Origin of the sequence: Streptantibioticus rubrisoli (genome assembly GCF_024436055.1) — a bacterium.
In the GTDB taxonomy this organism is placed as follows: domain Bacteria; phylum Actinomycetota; class Actinomycetes; order Streptomycetales; family Streptomycetaceae; genus Streptantibioticus_A; species Streptantibioticus_A rubrisoli.
Map to the genome: position 1 here is coordinate 86023 of NZ_JANFNH010000011.1, position 16157 is coordinate 102179.

At 70.1% G+C, this 16157-nt stretch carries 17 protein-coding genes and 3 tRNA genes; 9 read left to right on the forward strand and 11 right to left on the reverse strand.

The genetic code is table 11. The features are described 5' to 3' along the window. Positions 1 to 214: 214 nt before the first annotated feature. A complete protein-coding gene (locus NON19_RS13555; protein WP_255927752.1) occupies positions 215 to 730 on the reverse strand; it encodes an SSI family serine proteinase inhibitor in 516 nt (171 codons plus the stop codon). Positions 731 to 962: 232 nt separating this feature from the next. On the opposite strand from NON19_RS13555, the gene NON19_RS13560 reads away from it, so the two are divergent. The 3 genes from NON19_RS13560 (at position 963) to NON19_RS13570 (ending at position 3174) form a co-directional block, all read left to right on the forward strand. Beyond that, positions 963 to 1052 (forward strand) — tRNA-Ser (locus NON19_RS13560). Positions 1053 to 1239: 187 nt separating this feature from the next. Beyond that, positions 1240 to 1312: transfer RNA gene (locus NON19_RS13565), tRNA-Arg, on the forward strand. Positions 1313 to 2481: 1169 nt separating this feature from the next. Continuing rightward, positions 2482 to 3174, forward strand: a complete 693-nt coding sequence (locus NON19_RS13570; RefSeq protein ID WP_308213687.1) for a helix-turn-helix domain-containing protein — start codon at positions 2482 to 2484, stop codon at positions 3172 to 3174. Here the strand turns inward: NON19_RS13570 and NON19_RS13575 are convergent. Further along, positions 3162 to 4076 carry a hypothetical protein gene (locus NON19_RS13575; protein ID WP_255927756.1) on the reverse strand — a complete coding sequence of 305 codons (915 nt, stop codon included), beginning with the start codon at positions 4074 to 4076 and terminating at the stop codon, positions 3162 to 3164. The genes NON19_RS13570 and NON19_RS13575 overlap by 13 nt on opposite strands. Positions 4077 to 4103: 27 nt before the next feature. Here NON19_RS13575 and NON19_RS13580 point away from each other — a divergent pair, with 27 nt between their 5' ends. Then, positions 4104 to 4313 (forward strand): hypothetical protein, encoded by a 210-nt coding sequence (locus NON19_RS13580; RefSeq protein ID WP_255927758.1) that lies wholly within the window; start codon positions 4104 to 4106, stop codon positions 4311 to 4313. A gap of 173 nt (positions 4314 to 4486) precedes the next feature. Here NON19_RS13580 and NON19_RS13585 read toward each other — a convergent pair whose 3' ends face one another. Further along, entirely contained in the window at positions 4487 to 4687 is a 201-nt protein-coding gene (locus NON19_RS13585) for a hypothetical protein (RefSeq protein ID WP_255927760.1), read from the reverse strand. Between the two features lie 246 nt (positions 4688 to 4933). Between NON19_RS13585 and NON19_RS13590 the strand changes: the two genes are divergently transcribed. Continuing rightward, a tRNA-Met gene (locus NON19_RS13590) sits at positions 4934 to 5010 on the forward strand. Positions 5011 to 5158: 148 nt separating this feature from the next. Here NON19_RS13590 and NON19_RS13595 read toward each other — a convergent pair. Genes NON19_RS13595 through NON19_RS13610 form a run of 4 tightly spaced genes read right to left on the reverse strand, consistent with a single transcriptional unit; the run spans position 5159 to position 7234 of the window. After that, positions 5159 to 5716: an NADPH-dependent FMN reductase gene (locus NON19_RS13595; protein ID WP_303653679.1), complete on the reverse strand. Its 558-nt coding sequence runs from the start codon at positions 5714 to 5716 to the stop codon at positions 5159 to 5161. Further along, on the reverse strand, positions 5713 to 6126 hold the full coding sequence (locus tag NON19_RS13600; protein ID WP_255927762.1) for a VOC family protein: 414 nt from the start codon (positions 6124 to 6126) through the stop codon (positions 5713 to 5715). The genes NON19_RS13595 and NON19_RS13600 overlap by 4 nt, the downstream gene beginning before the upstream one ends. 38 nt (positions 6127 to 6164) lie before the next feature. Further along, complete coding sequence (locus tag NON19_RS13605; RefSeq protein ID WP_255927764.1) at positions 6165 to 7064, reverse strand: LLM class F420-dependent oxidoreductase; 900 nt, start codon at positions 7062 to 7064, stop codon at positions 6165 to 6167. Next, positions 7061 to 7234 (reverse strand): hypothetical protein, encoded by a 174-nt coding sequence (locus tag NON19_RS13610; protein ID WP_255927766.1) that lies wholly within the window; start codon positions 7232 to 7234, stop codon positions 7061 to 7063. The genes NON19_RS13605 and NON19_RS13610 overlap by 4 nt, the downstream gene beginning before the upstream one ends. Before the next feature lie 40 nt (positions 7235 to 7274). Here NON19_RS13610 and NON19_RS13615 point away from each other — a divergent pair, with 40 nt between their 5' ends. The 3 genes from NON19_RS13615 to NON19_RS13625 all read left to right on the forward strand — a co-directional run bounded on the left by NON19_RS13615 (position 7275) and on the right by NON19_RS13625 (position 10522). Beyond that, positions 7275 to 8051, forward strand: coding sequence for a response regulator transcription factor (locus tag NON19_RS13615; protein ID WP_255927863.1), 777 nt, complete (start codon positions 7275 to 7277; stop codon positions 8049 to 8051). 120 nt (positions 8052 to 8171) lie between these two features. Beyond that, positions 8172 to 9713, forward strand: coding sequence for an MFS transporter (locus NON19_RS13620; protein WP_372514125.1), 1542 nt, complete (start codon positions 8172 to 8174; stop codon positions 9711 to 9713). 50 nt (positions 9714 to 9763) lie between these two features. Continuing rightward, complete coding sequence (locus NON19_RS13625; protein ID WP_255927769.1) at positions 9764 to 10522, forward strand: TetR/AcrR family transcriptional regulator; 759 nt, start codon at positions 9764 to 9766, stop codon at positions 10520 to 10522. Between the two features lie 126 nt (positions 10523 to 10648). Here the strand turns inward: NON19_RS13625 and NON19_RS13630 are convergent, their stop codons facing one another. The 4 genes from NON19_RS13630 to NON19_RS13645 form a co-directional block, all read right to left on the reverse strand. Then, positions 10649 to 11494: a YceI family protein gene (locus tag NON19_RS13630; RefSeq protein ID WP_255927771.1), complete on the reverse strand. Its 846-nt coding sequence runs from the start codon at positions 11492 to 11494 to the stop codon at positions 10649 to 10651. A gap of 138 nt (positions 11495 to 11632) precedes the next feature. After that, on the reverse strand, positions 11633 to 14071 hold the full coding sequence (locus NON19_RS13635; protein WP_504979219.1) for an MFS transporter: 2439 nt from the start codon (positions 14069 to 14071) through the stop codon (positions 11633 to 11635). A gap of 140 nt (positions 14072 to 14211) precedes the next feature. Beyond that, on the reverse strand, positions 14212 to 14721 hold the full coding sequence (locus tag NON19_RS13640; protein WP_255927775.1) for a MarR family winged helix-turn-helix transcriptional regulator: 510 nt from the start codon (positions 14719 to 14721) through the stop codon (positions 14212 to 14214). A gap of 151 nt (positions 14722 to 14872) precedes the next feature. Then, positions 14873 to 15814 (reverse strand): aldo/keto reductase, encoded by a 942-nt coding sequence (locus NON19_RS13645; RefSeq protein ID WP_255927777.1) that lies wholly within the window; start codon positions 15812 to 15814, stop codon positions 14873 to 14875. A 65-nt stretch (positions 15815 to 15879) separates the two neighbouring features. On the opposite strand from NON19_RS13645, the gene NON19_RS13650 reads away from it, so the two are divergent. Then, positions 15880 to 16098 (forward strand): hypothetical protein, encoded by a 219-nt coding sequence (locus NON19_RS13650; RefSeq protein WP_255927779.1) that lies wholly within the window; start codon positions 15880 to 15882, stop codon positions 16096 to 16098. Positions 16099 to 16157 lie beyond the last annotated feature (59 nt).

Genomic DNA, 16157 nt, shown 5'->3' on the forward strand with positions numbered 1-16157 from the left:
GGCTCCTGGGCACGGTGGCGGATGACGTAGAGCAAGGAGAGGTTCCGTGACGATCTTGTCCGGGTCCGACTAACCCCGACTAATGCCGACCAAGCCGGACCGTTCCCGCCCGCGCCGGACCGTTCCTGCGCCTGGGTTGAGCGAGTGCGCCGAACGGTTGGCCGGGCGGGTGATTCCGGTACCGGTCCGGCGCGACGGGCGCGCCCAAGGCGGCTCACCGTACCGGGGCGCCGGACATCCGGCCCGGCGCCGGGAGTACGGGCTCCATCCGCTGCCACCGCGCGGCCTGGCAGCCATCGTTCCGGTTGTAGGTGTCCTCGACGTGCCGCCCGTGCCAGGTTCCGGTGATCCGCGCGCTCTGCGGCCCGCCGTACAACTCCGTGCACATCTGACCGCGCGGTACGGGGCCGAGCGGACCGCCGAGCGCGTCGAGCCGGTCGCACGCCGCCTGCGCGCCCGGCAGCGAGCCGCCGGTGGGGTGGCAGCTGAGCGTGTTGGTGACGATGACGCCGCTGCCGTCGTCGTACGTGACGGTGAGCTGGTCGCCCGCCGCCTCGGGCAACGGCAGGGGCAGCGGCAACGGCACCGGCATCCGCGTGGCGGCCGAGGCCGGGACGGGCACGGCGGCCAGCGCCAGCACCACCGTGGCGGAGAGCGAGCGGCCGAGCGCCCGGGGCGAACGGGTTTCGGTGTGGCGCTTGGTGTGAGCACGGTCACGGAGACGGAACATGGGGCGGCTCCCGGAGTCGGTGGTGCGCCGGAGTGAGGGGCGCGGACGCCCCTCCTTACCGCCCGCATCCGGCGCCGACCCGGCATTCCACTCGATCGTGGGCATGTCCCCCTTCCGGTTCGTAACGGCTTTGCCCTCCCGACCGGCGGCCTTGTACCGTAAGCTGCGATTGGTAACGCCCTCCGGGGATGTGCCATCATCTGCACACGCCTCGCGCTCGCGCGGGCGTGCTGGAGGCTTCGCCTAGTCTGGTCTATGGCGCCGCACTGCTAATGCGGTTTGGGTTAATCGCCCATCCCGGGTTCAAATCCCGGAGCCTCCGCTCTCACCGACAGCCCCGTCCGGTTCCCCCGGCCGGGGCTGTCGTGCTTCCCGACTCCGCCCGCCCAGCCACCGCGACGGCGTTTCCGCAGGTCAGCACGGGTTCGGGGAATGGATTTCGTCTGACGGCGGGGTTCATGTAATGTTGTTCCCGCAACGCCGACCGGCAAGAAAAACCGGAAAGCCAAGCACTCGTAGCTCAACGGATAGAGCATCTGACTACGGATCAGAAGGTTGCAGGTTCGAATCCTGCCGAGTGCACAACAGGTAGGAGACCCTCTCGAATGATCGAGAGGGTCTTTTGCGTTGAGCGTGACGGCAGTGGTTGACGGCAACCGTTCCTAGATCGCGAGGACCACTCGCCCGAACCGTCTTCGTCATCCGGCTCGTTGCCGTCACCGCCGTCACCCCGCGCAGGGCATCACCGACGCGATCGAAGGCCGCCCGCTGAGTGTCGAGCCGCACGAAGGTGTAGATGTCCATCGTCACGCGGATGAAACTGCGACCGAGACTCTCCGTGATCACGCGGGCGGCGGCCCCCGCTCATGGAGCAGGGACGCGCGGGAGTGAAGCAGACCGTGGAAGTGAACCTTCCGGCCGCTGGCACGCGCGCCTTCGTCGCCCTCCCCGGCCCCGGATGCCGCACCGCGCGCGAGCGCAGCAGTTACTTGAGGCTCAACAGGGATACGACTTGGCTGGGGCGGTCGGTTCCGCCCGTATGGGCATCTACGAAGCGCGATGGGCAGCCATTGGAGTCGCCCAACTCCCGTGACTGCTCGGGTAGTTGTCAGTCCGGCCGACTAATCTGACGCCATGGATGAGCGATGTATACATGGCATGATCACCCAGTGGTGCCCGGAGTGCGCTCCCGCGCCCCAAGGCATGCCCAAGTTCGTCTACACCACAGCCGGGGGTCAGGTCTTCCATCGTTCTTCGACCTGCAAGGCCCTACAGGAAGGGCAGGAGTACGCCATCCGTTTGGGTATGGAGACTCACACTCCGCGCCGTGTCTCGCTCGCCGTGGCGAGGGCGGAGGGACGTGGCGAGTGCGCCTACTGTTTCTGGGACTACCAGCCCTCGTGAGGCTGTGGTCAGCGCCCGCGCGGTGACACCACCGTCTTCTACTTCACCGCCGTACCCGGCCATGAGCGGCCGCAGCTCCTGTGAGCAGGGGCGGGAAATGACATCCACGGCTGACCCCAACGACCGGTGAACAACGGCGGATTCAGGCACACAGCCACAACCGCCTGTCCTCCGGAGACTGGAGAAGAACTGACGGCCTACAGCGACCCCGCAACGGCCCGCGAAAGTATGGAGGGTGTCCGAGGGATTCGGCTGGCGCGCGCGGCCGCGTTGCCTGCAGGGTGTGCGTATGGTCTCCCGGTACTCACAGTGGCAGCCATCGGCGGCACCGGGACGTTACGTGGCGTGTGTGTGGGTGCGAGAGAACGCCGACGGCGCCGCGCACCGCCAGGCCATCGTCCCGGGACGGCTGCGTCGATCTCATCTGGCGTGATGGCGAGGCCGAGGTCGTCGGACCGGATCGCGGTCCGCGGGCGGTGCCGGTGTGCGGCGGTGCGAGCATCGCGGGGGTGCGGTTGCGGCCCGGAGCGGCAGGGCTGCTGCTGGGGCGTGTTCCCACGTGGGAGATCTGCGACCTGCAGGTGCCGCTGCGGGACCTCTTCCCGGCCCGGGCACGGCGACTGGAGGACTGCCTCGCCCAAGCCGAGAGCCCGCGCACCGCCGCCGCAGTGCTGGACGGCTTCGCGGCCTCGCTGGTGCACGGCTACGCGCCGGACCCCGCCGTGGAGCATGCTGTGGCGGCACTCGGTCGCCCCAGGCCGGTGCGGTTGCCGATCCTGGCGGACGAAGTCGGACTATCTGAGCGGCAGCTGCGGCGACGGGTCACCGACGCGGTGGGATACGGGCCGAAGACCCTGCACGGAGTGCTGCGCTTCCAGCGGGCGCTGGCCTGGGTTCGCTCGGACGACTTCGCGCTGGCCGAGGTGGCACTGCGCGCGGGATACGCGGACCAGGCGCATCTCACCCGCGAGGTCAGCCGCCTCGCTGGCCTGCCGCCGACGCGCTTGGCGGAGCGGGGCCGGAGAACTCAGGACGCCTGATCGTAGGCGCGCAGGGTGAGCGAGGCGGCGAGCGTGACGCTTGGGCGGGCCTCGACTTCGGTGGTGGGAGACCAGCGTGCCCAGCGGATCGGCCAGCCCCCGTCCTGCTGCTGCTGAGCGGCCAGGTGGCTCAGGCCGCGGTTGATCTCCGCCTCGGTGAACCACGCCCGCGCCAGGCTGTCCGGGCGCGGGGCGAAGTCGTGCGGCAGGTGGTACTCGCCGGGCGCGTAGCCGGGCGCGAGGTGCGCCTGCTCGGGGTGGTCGGGATCGAGGAGCACAAGGCGCTGCTCGCGTACCAGTTCGCCCAGGCGTTCAGACTGCTGCCGCGCCCAGAGCGGGTCGGGCGCCGCGTCGAGGAAGGTGATGGCCGCCTCGGCCTCGTAGGGGTGGGTGTGCTGAAGGCTCTCGATGGCGCGGCGGCAGAAGTCCATCGCCGTCTTCAGCCAGGGGTGGTCGATCCCGTGACGGAGCAGCGGCCCTGCGATCTGTCCGGTGGCCAGCAGTTCACCAACTGGCTCATCGGCGATCGGCAGCCACGGCGGGCGCGGATAGGGGCGCAGGGTCGGCAGCACAGCTGGCACGTCACCATCCGGGGCGGCGACCTTCGCCAGCCAGTCGCACAAGTGCCGTCCCCGGGTGGCGTCCAGGGCCCTGGCCTCCTCCAACACCCGCAGGGCAGCGGGCAAGGAGATGGGCTGTGCCACCGGGCCTCTCACATCAGGTTCGAGACCGAAGGCGTAGCCCCCGTCCGCCCTGCGGTAGGCATCCAGAGCGGCCAGCACGCCCGCCGGATCGGTTTCGCCGCCGAGCAGGAACGCGAAGCGGCGCTGTTCCAGCACACGACCGGAAGTCCACAAGAAGCGCCCGGCTCGCTTGACCATGACGTCGTCAACCCATGCCATACAACGACGGTAGGCGGGGACGCGCGGATGGTCTTGAACGAATCGGCCGCCCATGCCGTGGACGCTGGGCTACACGTCGGTTGGTTCGCCGCAGCCGCCACAGCCGCGCGGGTCCTGGATCTGAGCGCCGACGTGGTCGGCGAGCGCACTGCGGGACGCACGCGCGTCGTCCTGGCGAGGCTGGAAGGCTTCCGGGGCGTGCCCGAGGTGAAAGAGGTGCTGCAGCGAGCTTCGTAGGGCGGAGCGGTGACAGCAAACCGTGTCAGCAACGCCCACACGCACGCACAGTGTCTGCCCACGGCCTGCCCCGGGGCCCAAGGAAACAGCGTCACGCCTCCGGTGACGCGTGCCCCGCGGGATGCGGTGGCGTGGAGGTCCTGTGGGCGTCGGCGGGGTGTGGTTCTCGGTGGTTACAGGCCCTCGTGGCGTTCCGCGCGGTCCAGGACGTCGATGAAGCGTTGCCACTGCTGGGCCGACTCCTCACCGTCGGCGACCGTGAACTCCTCGGGCGACAGGAACGGCACGCGCTCGCGCGTCTCGGGGTCCAGGGCCTCCCAGGCGGCCCTGGCCTGCTGTGACCGCTGCGCACTTGTTGCACTGCCAGTTTCCATTGTTGAGTTGCCTGCCGTCCGTCGAGCCGCACATGGGACAGGTCACGTCGCCTCCTGAGGGTGAATGATGACAGGGCCTTGCGGCTGTCGGTAGAGCACTGGGCATACCCCAACGGCCTGTTCACGCACGCCCGCGCGTTGGGGGAGGGGCGTGCGCCTCCCTTGTGCCTCGTGCGCCCCTGCGGTGCCCCGGCGGTAGTGTGGTGCTCCGGCGGGTGCCGGTACCTGTAGGATGGTGCTCAACGACGCGGGGTGGAGCAGCTCGGTAGCTCGCTGGGCTCATAACCCAGAGGTCGCAGGTTCAAATCCTGTCCCCGCTACCACTGCCAAGGTCCCGGTACTCACGAGTGCCGGGACCTTGGCGTTCGCGTCCTCACTTCGGCCAGGCACGCACGGCCGGTTCCGCCAGGGCTTCGAGCTGTCCGCGGGCCGCGCCGTCGCGCGCCTGGCCCGGCGCCGGGTCGACGGGGATCAGACCGCCGTCGTGCTCGCGGGCCGCACGGCCGCCCGCAGCGCGCCGAGCGCCCGGCGCAGCGCCTCGCGGAGGGCGTCATCGGTGATGTCACCGGTCGCCTGGTCGACCTTGGCGGCGATGCCGGGAACGGTGAGGCACGCCTCCTCCACGACCGTGGCCGTCATCATCCGCAACGTCTCTCGCAACTGCGCGTTGGCGTACTCGCCGCCGCTCGCCGAAGCGGTGATCACCGCCACCGGCTTGTCCACGAACTCCGCACTGCTCACCAGCCAGTCCAGCGCGTTCTTGAGCGCACCAGGAACACCATGCGCGTACTCCGGGCTGACGACCACCACCGCGTCGGCCTGGCCGACCGCCTGGCGCAGCGCACCCACGGGCTTGGCCGGGGTGGCACCTTCACCGTCCAGGTCCGGGTTGAACAGCGGCAGTTCCCCGATCCGGGCCACCGCCGTCTCGTCCCAGCCGCCAGCCCGAGCCAGTTCGAGTACCGCGCCCATCAGCACACCGTTGGAAGAGGCCGCCCGCAGGCTGCCGGATATCGCCAGGAGCATCATGAGGGATCCGCGTTCTCCCCGTCCCCCGCCTGCGGATACCAGCGCAGTTCCACCGTGTTGCCGTCCGGGTCGCGGACGTAGAGGGACTGGGCGGTACCGCGGGCGCCGAACCGTGGCCCGGGCCCGTCCAGGACCGTGAACTCACCGGAGTCGACCACCTGTTGCCAGTCGAGGGGCTCCACGACCAGGCAGATGTGGTCGACGTTGGAGCCCTGGGCGGTGTCGCCCGGGGGCTGGACGAGGTCGATGATGGTCGTCGGACTCACCCGTACCGAGGGGAAGGGCGCCTTGCCCGCGCGCCATTCGTCCACCCGGACCGGCGCCAGGCCGAGCTTGTCGCGGTAGAAGGCCAACGAGCGCTCGATATCGGTGACGTTGAGGACGAGATGGTCGAAGTCGATCACACGCATGGTGCCTCCAGGGGGAGTTGGGCGGCCGGACCAACCGGTCAGGTCTGAGGGTAGGTTGCCAGAGCCTGTCGGCCCTTGATCCGCAGCACCTCGGCCAGGTGGCGGTAACCCTCCCTCGGCAGGCCCTTGGCGTCGGAGGACTCGACCACCTGCAGGGCGAGGTGGTCGGCGCCCGCCGCCAGGAACTCGTCGGTCCGTGCGCGCACCCGCTCCGCGTCGCCCCAGGCGAAGACCGCGTCCACCAGGCGGTCGCTGCCGCCGCCCGCGAAGTCGTCCTCGGTGAAGCCGAGGCGGAGGAAGTTGTTGGTGTAGTTGGGCAGGGCGAGGAAACGGGCGAGGTAGTCGCGGGCGATGGTGCGGGCGCGCTGCGGGTCGGTCTCCAGGATGACCTTCAACTCCGGTGCGAGCAGGGCGGTTTCGCCGAGGGTGGCGCGGGCCTCGGCGGTGTGCTCGGCGGTGACCAGATAGGGGTGGGCGCCGACCGCCCGGTCGGCGGCGAGCTTGAGCATCTTCGGGCCGAGGGCCGCCAGTACCCGTTCGCTGGCGGGCACCGGGCGCTCGGCCGCGTCGAGCGCGTCGAGGTAGCTGACCATCGTCGAGTACGGCCGCTGGTAGGCGGCTGCCAGTTGGGCATGGCTGGCACCGAGGCCCAGGAGGAAGCGGCCGGGGTGCGCGGCGGTCAGCGCGGTGTGGCGGGCCGCGACGTCGGCGGGGTCGTGCTGCCAGATGCTGAGGATGCCGGTGGCCAGGACGATCGATGAGGTGGCCTCGACCAGCGGGGCGGCGTGGGAGACATCGCTGCTGCCGCCGATCCACAGCGCGCCGTAGCCCAGTTCCTCCAGCTCCCGCACGGCCTCGATGACCTCGCCGTTGTCGGCGTTACCCTCCGCCCGTAGGGCGCCGCTCCAGATTCCGTACCGTCCCAGTGCCGTGCTCATGTCCCCGTTCCCTCCGTTGCGGTGTGGCTGTTGGTGCCTTGGCGGCGACAACCGGCGATAACCGGAGTTGGCCTCCGGGTATTCCATGACGCGGCGGCCGGAAATTTCTCAGACAACTCACAGATTGCGGAAAGGATGCTCTCACCGGCGCGGTCGAAGGTGTTGGCCATGCCTGCCACTCCTTCTTCCACGCAGAGCGGTCGGACCGCCATGGGCGCTAGCCGGACCGCCACCAGCCAGACCGCGGCCGCACCCGTGGCCGCGGGCCGCGCCGAACTCCTGCGTCCCGACGGGTCGCCGGTCAGGGTGCTCGTCGTGGACGACGAGTCGGCGCTCGCCGACCTGCTCTCCATGGCGTTGCGCTACGAGGGCTGGGAGGTGCGCACCGAGGCCGACGGCGGCGCCGCGCTGCGGGCCGCTCGTGACTTCCTGCCGGACGCGGTGGTGCTCGACATCGCGCTGCCGGACGCCGACGGGCTGGAGGTGCTCTCCCGGCTGCGCCGTGAACTGCCCGATGTGCCGGTGCTGTTCCTGACCGCCAAGGACGCCGTGGAGGACCGGATCGCCGGACTCACCGCGGGCGGCGACGACTATGTGACCAAGCCGTTCAGCCTGGAGGAGGTCGTGGCCCGGCTGCGCGGGCTGCTGCGCCGGTCCGGCGTGGCGGCCATCCGCTCGGAGTCGCTGCTGGTGGTGGGGGACCTCACGCTGGATGAGGACAGCCATGAGGTGAGCCGTGCCGGTCGCTCCATCCATCTCACCGCCACCGAGTTCGAGTTGCTGCGGTATCTGATGCGCAACCCGCGCCGGGTGCTCAGCAAGGCCCAGATCCTGGACCGGGTGTGGAGCTATGACTTCGGCGGTCAGGCCAATGTGGTCGAGCTCTACATCTCGTACCTGCGGCGCAAGATCGATGCCGGACGGGCGCCGATGATTCACACCCGGCGTGGCGCCGGATATCTGATCAAGCCCGCCGAAGCCGGGTGATCGACGCGACGGCCAACTCTCCCGCAGCGGAGGCTGGTTCGCCCCGGGGTGGGTTACCACCCGGCCGTAAGAAAACGCCTTGTACGGTGTACGTGAGCCTTCTACGGTGTATGACGCCGCATGGTCCCGTACACCGTACAAGGAGCTGCCTTGACCACGCCTCCTCAGATCCAGCCACACCCCCGACGCTGGCTGATCCTCGGCGTCATCTGCCTCGCCCACCTCACCGTCCTGCTGGACAACACGGTGTTGAACGTCGCCGTCCCCTCCCTCACCGAGGGCATGGGCGCGAGCACCGCGGACATACAGTGGATGATCAGCGCCTACTCGCTGGCGCAGTCCGGACTGCTGCTCTCCGTCGGCAGCGCCGCCGACCGGTACGGTCGAAAGCGCGCGCTGCTGACCGGACTTGGACTCTTCGGTACCGGATCGCTGATCGCCTCGATGGCGGGTAACCCCGGTGAACTGATCGCGGCCCGGGCCGGAATGGGCGTCGGTGGCGCGATCCTGATGACCAGTACGCTCGCGGTGATCGTCCAGGTCTTCGACGCCGAGGAACGGGTGAAGGCCATCGGCCTGTGGAGCACCGTCCTCACCTTCGGCTTCGCCGCCGGGCCGCTGATCGGCGGCGTACTGCTCAACCACTTCTGGTGGGGGTCGGTCTTCCTGATCAATGTGCCGGTGGCGCTGCTCGGACTGACCGCCGTCGCCCTGTACGTACCCGAGTCCAGGGATCCGCTGGGCGACCGGCCCGACCTGCCCGGCGCGGGCCTGTCCTTCATCGGCATGCTCGGCATCGTCTACGCGATCATCTCCGGCCCGGTGCACGGCTGGACCTCCGGCGACGTGCTGCTCCCGGCCTGCATCGGCGCCGCGGGGATGACCGGCTTCGCGCTCTGGGAGCGGCACACCCCGCATCCGATGCTCGACATGCGGTTCTTCCGTGACCGGCGGTTCGTCGGCGCGGTCGCGGGCGGGATCCTGGTGGCGTTCGGCATGGGCGGGTCCCTCTTCCTGCTCACCCAGCACCTCCAATTCGTGTTCGGCTACGGGCCGTTGAAGGCCGGTTTGTGCACGGTTCCGCTCGCTTTGAGCATCGCCTTGCTCAACATCCTGGGCGTCGGCGCCCGGTTGCTGCGCAAGCTCGGTACGCCGGGCGTGGTGGTGCTCGGTATGACCCTGATCGCGCTGGGCCTCGCGCTGGTCTCCGTGCTGGGCCGCCACGGCTACGGCGGCATGCTGATCGGCCTGGTCACAATGGGCGTGGGCATCGCGATGGCGTCGCCCGCGATGGCCGCGGCGATCATGGGTGCCATTCCGCCGGAGCGGGCGGGCATCGGCGCGGGGGTCAACGGCACACTGACCGAGTTCGGCAACGGACTTGGCAACGCGGTGCTCGGCGCGGTGCTCAACTCCCGTTTCGCCGCGCTGCTTCCGGCCACGATCAGCGCCAGCTCGCTGCCCGCGGCGCTGGCCGCCGCACACGGTCAGCGGCAACGCGCCGCCGTGGCCGACGCGTTCGCCTCGGGCGTCAGCGTCAGCCAACTCGTCGGCGCGGCGGCGGTGCTCGCCGGTGGACTGCTCGCCGCGTTCCTGCTGCACCGCGCGGACCGCGAGGACTCCTCTCGCCGCAGTCCGGTCCCCGCCGAGGCGGCGGCTTAGCATCACATCACCAGCGCACCGCTGAACAGGTTCGACCGAGGAGAACGCCGATGGCCCCCGCCGCCCCCCGCGCCAGCAAGCCCACAGCGAGCGTGTGGCTGAACAGCGGCGCACAGGGCGGCAGGCGCAGGAGGTCGGCACAGCAGCCGGCCGGGCTCGACCACCGCAAGATCGTGCTGACCACGGTCCGGCTGCTGGACGAACACGGCCTGCAGGACTTCTCGATGCGCCGCCTCGCCGCCGAACTCGGGGTGACGCCGATGTCCGTCTACTGGTACGTGGACAACAAGGACGACCTGCTCGAATACGCCCTGGACGAGGTGTTCGGCGAGATTCCGCTCCAGGTCGCGGAGGAGGTGGACGACTGGCGGGACGCGGTACGGGAGTTCGCGTCCAGCTACCGCAGAACGCTGACCACGCACCCGTGGGCGCCCCGGCTGATGGGGGAGTACGCCAACATCGGCCCGAACGCGGTGGCGTTCAGCACCGCGGCGCACAAGGTCATGCGGCGCTCGGGCCTGGCGCCGGAGTGGATCACCGGCGCCCTCGCCGCCGTCTACCAGTTCGTGCACGGGTACGGCACGGTGGAGGGCCGCTGGATCGAACTGGGCCGCGCCACCGGTGCCACCGAGGACGACCTGTTCCGCGAGATGGCGCGGGCGGTACGCGATCGGCCCGAGTTCTCGGAACTCGCGCCGATCATCGATGAGCGCACCAAGGGCCCTGGGGCCCGGTTGCGTGACCGCGACTTCGCGTTCGCGCTGGAGTGCCTGATCGCCGGGATCGAAGCGATGCGGGATCGCGCTTGAGCGCTTCGCTGGGGGTTGCGGCGGTCTGCTGTCGATTGGCCGCGGCGTCGTTGTGGCTGGTCGCGCCCACGCGGCGGAGCCGCACATGAACACAGCCCCGCGCCCCTTTCGGGGCGTTGGCGTGCCTCACGCCATCGGCAGTGTCTCCCCCTGGACCGCCTGGATGTCCAGCTCCACCCGCAGCGTCGTGCCGATGGCGGCGATGCCCGCCTGGAGGACCTGGTTGTAGTTCATCGCGAAGTCCTCCCGCCGCAGTTCCGCCGTGGCGCGGAACGCGGCCCGGGTGCCGCCCCACGGGTCCGGGCCGGTGCCCAGGTAGGTCAGGTCCAGGTCGACCGGGCGGGTCAGCGCGTTCATCGTCAGCTCGCCGTGCACCGTCCAGCGGTCAGGACCGGCCGGGGTGACCCCGCCGGTGCCGCGGTAGGTGATCTCCGGGTGGACGTCCACGTTGAGGAAGTCCGGCGAGCGCAGGTGGTCGTCGCGCATCTTGTTGCCGGTGTCGATGCTCGCCGAGCTGATCGTCGCGACCACCGAGGACCGTTCGACGTTCTCCGCGATCTCTATCCGGCCGCGGAACTCGGTGAAGTGCCCGCGCACGCTGGAGATGCCGAGGTGCTGTGCGACCGCGCCCACCGAGGAGTGGGCCGGGTCGATGGTCCACGGCCCCGGCGGCGGCAGCTCCACCCCGCCCTGCCGGGCCAGCACCAGGTTGCCCAGGTCCGCCCGCCCCGCGGCGCCGACGATCGCCGTCGAGGCGGTGGGCTGGTAGCCGACGGCCGTCACGATCACCGTGTACGCCCCCGGCGGCAGCGGTTCGGTGCGCACCACACCGTCGTCATCCGCACCCGCCCGCTGGATCTGACGTCCCGTCATATCCGTTACGGTCAGCACCGCGTGCTGCACCGCCCAGCCGTCCTTGGTCCGGATCCGGGCCCTGAGTCCGGTGTTGCCCTCACCCGCATGCGTGGTCATCGCTTCTCCTGTTGGTCTGGTCACGGGTTCCGGTCGAACGGCCTCGGCCGTCCCCTGCTCCGGCCGCCGACCGGAACCCGTCTCCCCCGAACTGGCGGTACGCGTCTCCGCAGTGCGCGTCCGCCAGTCGCTTGAAGTTCACTCGGCCGGGTGGCCGAGCTCCACGTCGAAGGCGTCCTCGCCCCGACCGTCCACCATCAGCGTGCGGGCGACCGGCGGGTAGCCGCTGGCGATCAACGTGTAGTCGCCCGCGTCCAGGTCGGTGAAGGCGTACGAGCCGTCGTCACCGGTGGTCGCCGTGCCCGCGACGTTGCCCGCCGCGTCGATCAGCGTGACCCGCGCGTCGGCCAGCGGCCGCTGGTCCGCACCGACCCGTACCCTGCCCTGCAGGTGCGCGCCGGAGGCGAGTTGGACCTCGACCCGTGTGACGCCCTGGGCGCCGACCTCCACCGGCTGAGCCGCCGGGCGGTACCCGGCCGCGCTGACCGCCAGCGTGAAGACGCCCGCGGGCAGTTCCTCGAAGGTGAACGCGCCGGACTCGGCGGTCTTCGCGGTGGCCAGCACCTCACCCCGTACGTCGGTGACCACCACCATCGCGCCGTCCACCGGCGACCCCTCGGCCGCGCCGCGCACCACACCGGCCAGGCCGCTGGTACCGGCGAGCACGATGTCGTGGCTGAGCGGCGCGTCACCCACCACCACGGTGGCCGCCTGCGGCTGGTGGCCGTCGGCGGCCGCGATGAGCACATAGGAGCCCGCCCCGGGCGCGGCCAGCCAGTAGCCGCCGTCGGTACCGGCCTGGGCGCGGCCCAACTGCCGCCCCTGGAGGGATATCAGGGTCAGGTGGGCGGAACCGACGCCCACTCCCTCGGAGTTGCGGACGCAACCGTGGATGGTGATGCCGTTCATGGGAACCTCCTCGCCGGACGGGCCACTACCCGCCGAGGCGTACACGGTGACCGGCTGAGCATCGGCGGCTGCGGCCACTGCGGCCAGCTCGGACTCCGGAGCCGGCGCTGGGATGGTGACGGGGGCGTCCGCCGCCGCCCTGTCGTGCGCGGGCACTCCCGCGGTCTGCTGGAGACCGCTCGCGGTCCTCAGCGGCACCTCCTTGATGAACAGCACCAGGAGGAAGGCGACGAACGCGAACGGCGCGGCGTAGAGGAAGACATCCGCGATGCCGTGCCCGTAGGAGCTCTCGACGATCGTACGGATCACGGGCGGAAGCTTCTTGAGATCCGGAATGTTGGCCTCGCCACCTTGCGACGCGGGCATCGGCACGCCCAGCGCCGCGAAGCCCTCGGCGGCGTAGTGGGTGATGCGGTTGCTGAGCGCCGCGCCGAGCGCGGCCACACCGACCGCACCGCCGAGTGACCGGAAGAACGTCACCAGCGAGCTGGCCGAGCCGAGGTCCTCGGGCGCCACCTGGTTCTGTACGGCGAGCACCAGGTTCTGCATCATCAGACCGATGCCCAGGCCCAGCAGCGCCATGTAGACGGCGACCTGCCAGTACGGGGTGTCGTACCGCATCAGGCTGAGCAGCCCGGCGCCCGCGGTCAGGAAGACGCCGCCGGAGACCAGGAACGCCTTCCAGCGCCCGGTACGGGTGATGATCTGGCCGGAGGCCATGGAGGCCAGGAACAGCCCGAGCACCAGCGGAATGGTCAGCACACCGGACATCGCGGGCGTCCTGCCGCGGGCCAACTGGAAGTACTGGCTCAGGAACACCGTTCCGGCGAACATCGCCACGCCGACGAAGACGCTCGACAGCGAGGTGAGCGTGATCGTGCCGTTGCGGAACAGCCGCAGCGGGATGATCGGTTCGCCCGCCCTGGACTCGACGAGCAGGAAGACCAGGCCGAGCACCACCGAGCCCGGCACCATCACGTACGTCTGCCAGGACAGCCAGGGGTACTTGTCACCGGCGAGGGTGACCCAGACCATCAGCAGGCAGACCGCGGCGGTGACGAAGAACGCCCCCAGCCAGTCGACCTTGACCTGCCGCTTGACCACCGGAAGGTGGATGGTCTTCTGCAGCACCACCAGCGCGATCAGCGCGAAGGGCACCACCACGTAGAAGCACCAGCGCCAGCCGAGCCAGCTGGTGTCGGTGATGACACCGCCGATCAGCGGGCCGCCGACGGTGGCCACCGCGAAGGTGGCGCCGAGGTAGCCGCTGTAACGGCCGCGCTCCCGCGGCGAGATCATCGCCGCCATGATCACCTGGGAGAGGGCGGACAGACCGCCCGCGCCTATGCCCTGTACGACCCGGCAGGCGATCAGCGTCCCGGCGTTCTGCGAGAAACCGGCGACGACGGAGGCCACGATGTAGAGCACCAGGGCGAGTTGGACCAGGAGCTTCTTGCTCACCAGGTCCGACATCTTGCCCCACAGCGGGGTGGTGGCGGTGACCGCGAGCAGCGCCGCGGTGACGATCCAGGTGTACGCCTCCTGGCCGCCGCCGATGTCGGCGAGGATGGTGGGCAGCGCGGTGGAGACGATCGTGGACGACAGGATCGCCACGAACAGCCCGAGCATCAGCCCGGAGAGCGCCTCCATGATCTGCCGGTGGGTCATCGGGGCCGTGTGGTCCCGACCCTTGCCGTGGTTGCCGTGGTTGCCGTGGTTGCCGTGCGTGCCGTGGGACCCGTGGGCCCGATGGGCGCCGCGTTTCGGATCCGCCTCCCGCACACCGGCCGGTGTGGTTGAAGCCATCGTCATCCTTTGCTCGTCCCGGCCACCTGTGGGGCGGGGCCGGGAAAGTTCTGCGTGTGCACGGCAGTTGTGCGGTGCCCCGGTCTGCAGTCGTCGAAGCTCGCGCGCAACCGGGCCAACAGCACGGTGAGCTGCGTCACTTCGTCGTCCGTCCAGTCCCGGAGGAAGTCGCTCAGCTCCTCGGCGATGCGGTCCGACGCGTCGCGCAGGACCCGTTCGCCGAGTGGGGTGAGGCGCAGCAGCCGTGATCTCTTGTCTTGTGGGTCGGGGTGGCGGTCCAGCCACCCCCGGGCCGCCAGATGTGCGACATGGCGGCTGGTCACCGACATGTCGACGTCCAGGAGCTCGGTCAGGCGGCTGATCCGCATCTCGCCGTGGCGGCTGAGCATCCGGAGCACCGCGACCGAGGCGGCCGGGCAGTCGGGCGGCAACGCGCGGCCGAGCCCTCGGCTGACCGCGGTCAGCGCGCTGAGTTGCTGTACGAGTTCCGCGCACCGCGTCCGCGTCACCATCGAGCACCCCCAGCCAGCACTAGTTGCCTAAAGCAACCGTAACCCAGTTAGTTGCTACAGGCAAATGAATCCGGCCGTTGATACGTAAAGACGACGTAAAGATGCCGCCCGCTTCCCTCGGGGAACGGGCGGCACCGCGGTATCGCCCCGCTCAGGCCGAAGCGGCGTTCAGCTTCGCCAGCTCGTCGGCGGTCAGTGTGAGGTCCGCCATGGCCAACAGCGCGGGCAGCTGCGCGAGGGTACGGGCGCTGGCGATCGGCGCCACCACCGTCGGCTGGGCCGCCAGCCAGGCCAGCGCCACCGTCGCCACCTCGGCGCCGTGCGCCTGCGCCACCTCGTCCAGGGCCACCAGGACGCGCTGGCCGCGCTCGCTGTCCAGGTACTTGCCCGCGCTCCCGGCACGGGCGCTGTCCACCGCCGCCCCCGGCCGGTACTTACCGGTCAGGAAGCCGGACGCCAGCGCGTAGTACGGGACCGAGGACAGTCCGTGCGCGCTGACCACCTCGGCCAGCGGGCCCTCGTACCCGTCGCGCTCCACCAGGTTGTAGTGCTGCTGAAGGGCCACGTAGCTGGCCAGGCCCTCGCGCTCGGAGGCGGCCAGCGCCTCGCTGAGCCGCTCGGCGCTGATGTTGGAGGCGCCGATCTGCCGTACCTTGCCCTCCTTGACCAGCTGGTCGAGGGCGCCGAGGAACTCCTCGACCGGAGTGTCCGGATCGTCGCGGTGCGTGTAGTACAGGTCGATGTGGTCGGTCCGCAGCCGCCGCAGCGACTCCTCCACCGCGCTCTTGATGGTCCCGGCCCTCAGACCCTTGAAGTCCGGGTGCATGCCGACCTTGGTGGCCAGCACCACCTGGTCCCGCTTGCTCTTGCCGCGCGCGGCGAACCAGCGGCCGATGATGGCCTCCGACTCGCCGCCGGAATTGCCCGGTGCCCACGCGGAGTAGACGTCCGCGGTGTCGATGAAGTTGCCGCCCGCGGCCGTGTAGGCGTCCAGCAGTTCGAAGGACTCCTTCTCGTCGGCGGTCCAGCCGAAGACGTTCCCGCCGAAGGCGAGCGGGAAGACGTCGAGTTCAGAACTTCCGATGCGTGCCATGGCCAATTACAGCGCCCCGGGGGTCTCTGGTATTCCGCTTCCCGACTTCGCTAGGGTCCTGCCTCATGGCTGACTACCAGAACCCCGACCAGAACCACGACCCCGCGGGCAGCACCCAGATGTTCCGCGCCTTCGTGGACGAGGGCGCCACCGAGCGACCGGCCGCGGGCGCCACCACGACGTACGGCCGCTCGCGCGGCGGCGGCTCCCGGACCGGAGTGGTGGTGGGCGTCGTCGTGGCGGTGCTGGTCATCGCCGCGATCGCCTACTTCGCCCTCGGATGATCCGCACCGGGGCGGACCCCGGATAACTGCGGCTATTGCGGCTGTACGGCTAACTCCCC

Coding starts and splice junctions, on each gene's coding strand:
- NON19_RS13630 (WP_255927771.1), bottom strand. CDS start 11,494: ATGACCACGCATGCGGGTGAGGGCAACACCGGACTCAGGGCCCGGATC.
- NON19_RS13635 (WP_504979219.1), bottom strand. CDS start 14,071: ATGACCCACCGGCAGATCATGGAGGCGCTCTCCGGGCTGATGCTCGGG.
- NON19_RS13610 (WP_255927766.1), bottom strand. CDS start 7,234: ATGGCCAACACCTTCGACCGCGCCGGTGAGAGCATCCTTTCCGCAATC.
- NON19_RS13580 (WP_255927758.1), top strand. CDS start 4,104: ATGGTCTTGAACGAATCGGCCGCCCATGCCGTGGACGCTGGGCTACAC.
- NON19_RS13650 (WP_255927779.1), top strand. CDS start 15,880: ATGGCTGACTACCAGAACCCCGACCAGAACCACGACCCCGCGGGCAGC.
- NON19_RS13625 (WP_255927769.1), top strand. CDS start 9,764: ATGGCCCCCGCCGCCCCCCGCGCCAGCAAGCCCACAGCGAGCGTGTGG.
- NON19_RS13620 (WP_372514125.1), top strand. CDS start 8,172: ATGGTCCCGTACACCGTACAAGGAGCTGCCTTGACCACGCCTCCTCAG.
- NON19_RS13575 (WP_255927756.1), bottom strand. CDS start 4,076: ATGGCATGGGTTGACGACGTCATGGTCAAGCGAGCCGGGCGCTTCTTG.
- NON19_RS13605 (WP_255927764.1), bottom strand. CDS start 7,064: ATGAGCACGGCACTGGGACGGTACGGAATCTGGAGCGGCGCCCTACGG.
- NON19_RS13615 (WP_255927863.1), top strand. CDS start 7,275: ATGGGCGCTAGCCGGACCGCCACCAGCCAGACCGCGGCCGCACCCGTG.
- NON19_RS13645 (WP_255927777.1), bottom strand. CDS start 15,814: ATGGCACGCATCGGAAGTTCTGAACTCGACGTCTTCCCGCTCGCCTTC.
- NON19_RS13585 (WP_255927760.1), bottom strand. CDS start 4,687: ATGGAAACTGGCAGTGCAACAAGTGCGCAGCGGTCACAGCAGGCCAGG.
- NON19_RS13600 (WP_255927762.1), bottom strand. CDS start 6,126: ATGCGTGTGATCGACTTCGACCATCTCGTCCTCAACGTCACCGATATC.
- NON19_RS13595 (WP_303653679.1), bottom strand. CDS start 5,716: ATGATGCTCCTGGCGATATCCGGCAGCCTGCGGGCGGCCTCTTCCAAC.
- NON19_RS13640 (WP_255927775.1), bottom strand. CDS start 14,721: ATGGTGACGCGGACGCGGTGCGCGGAACTCGTACAGCAACTCAGCGCG.
- NON19_RS13555 (WP_255927752.1), bottom strand. CDS start 730: ATGTTCCGTCTCCGTGACCGTGCTCACACCAAGCGCCACACCGAAACC.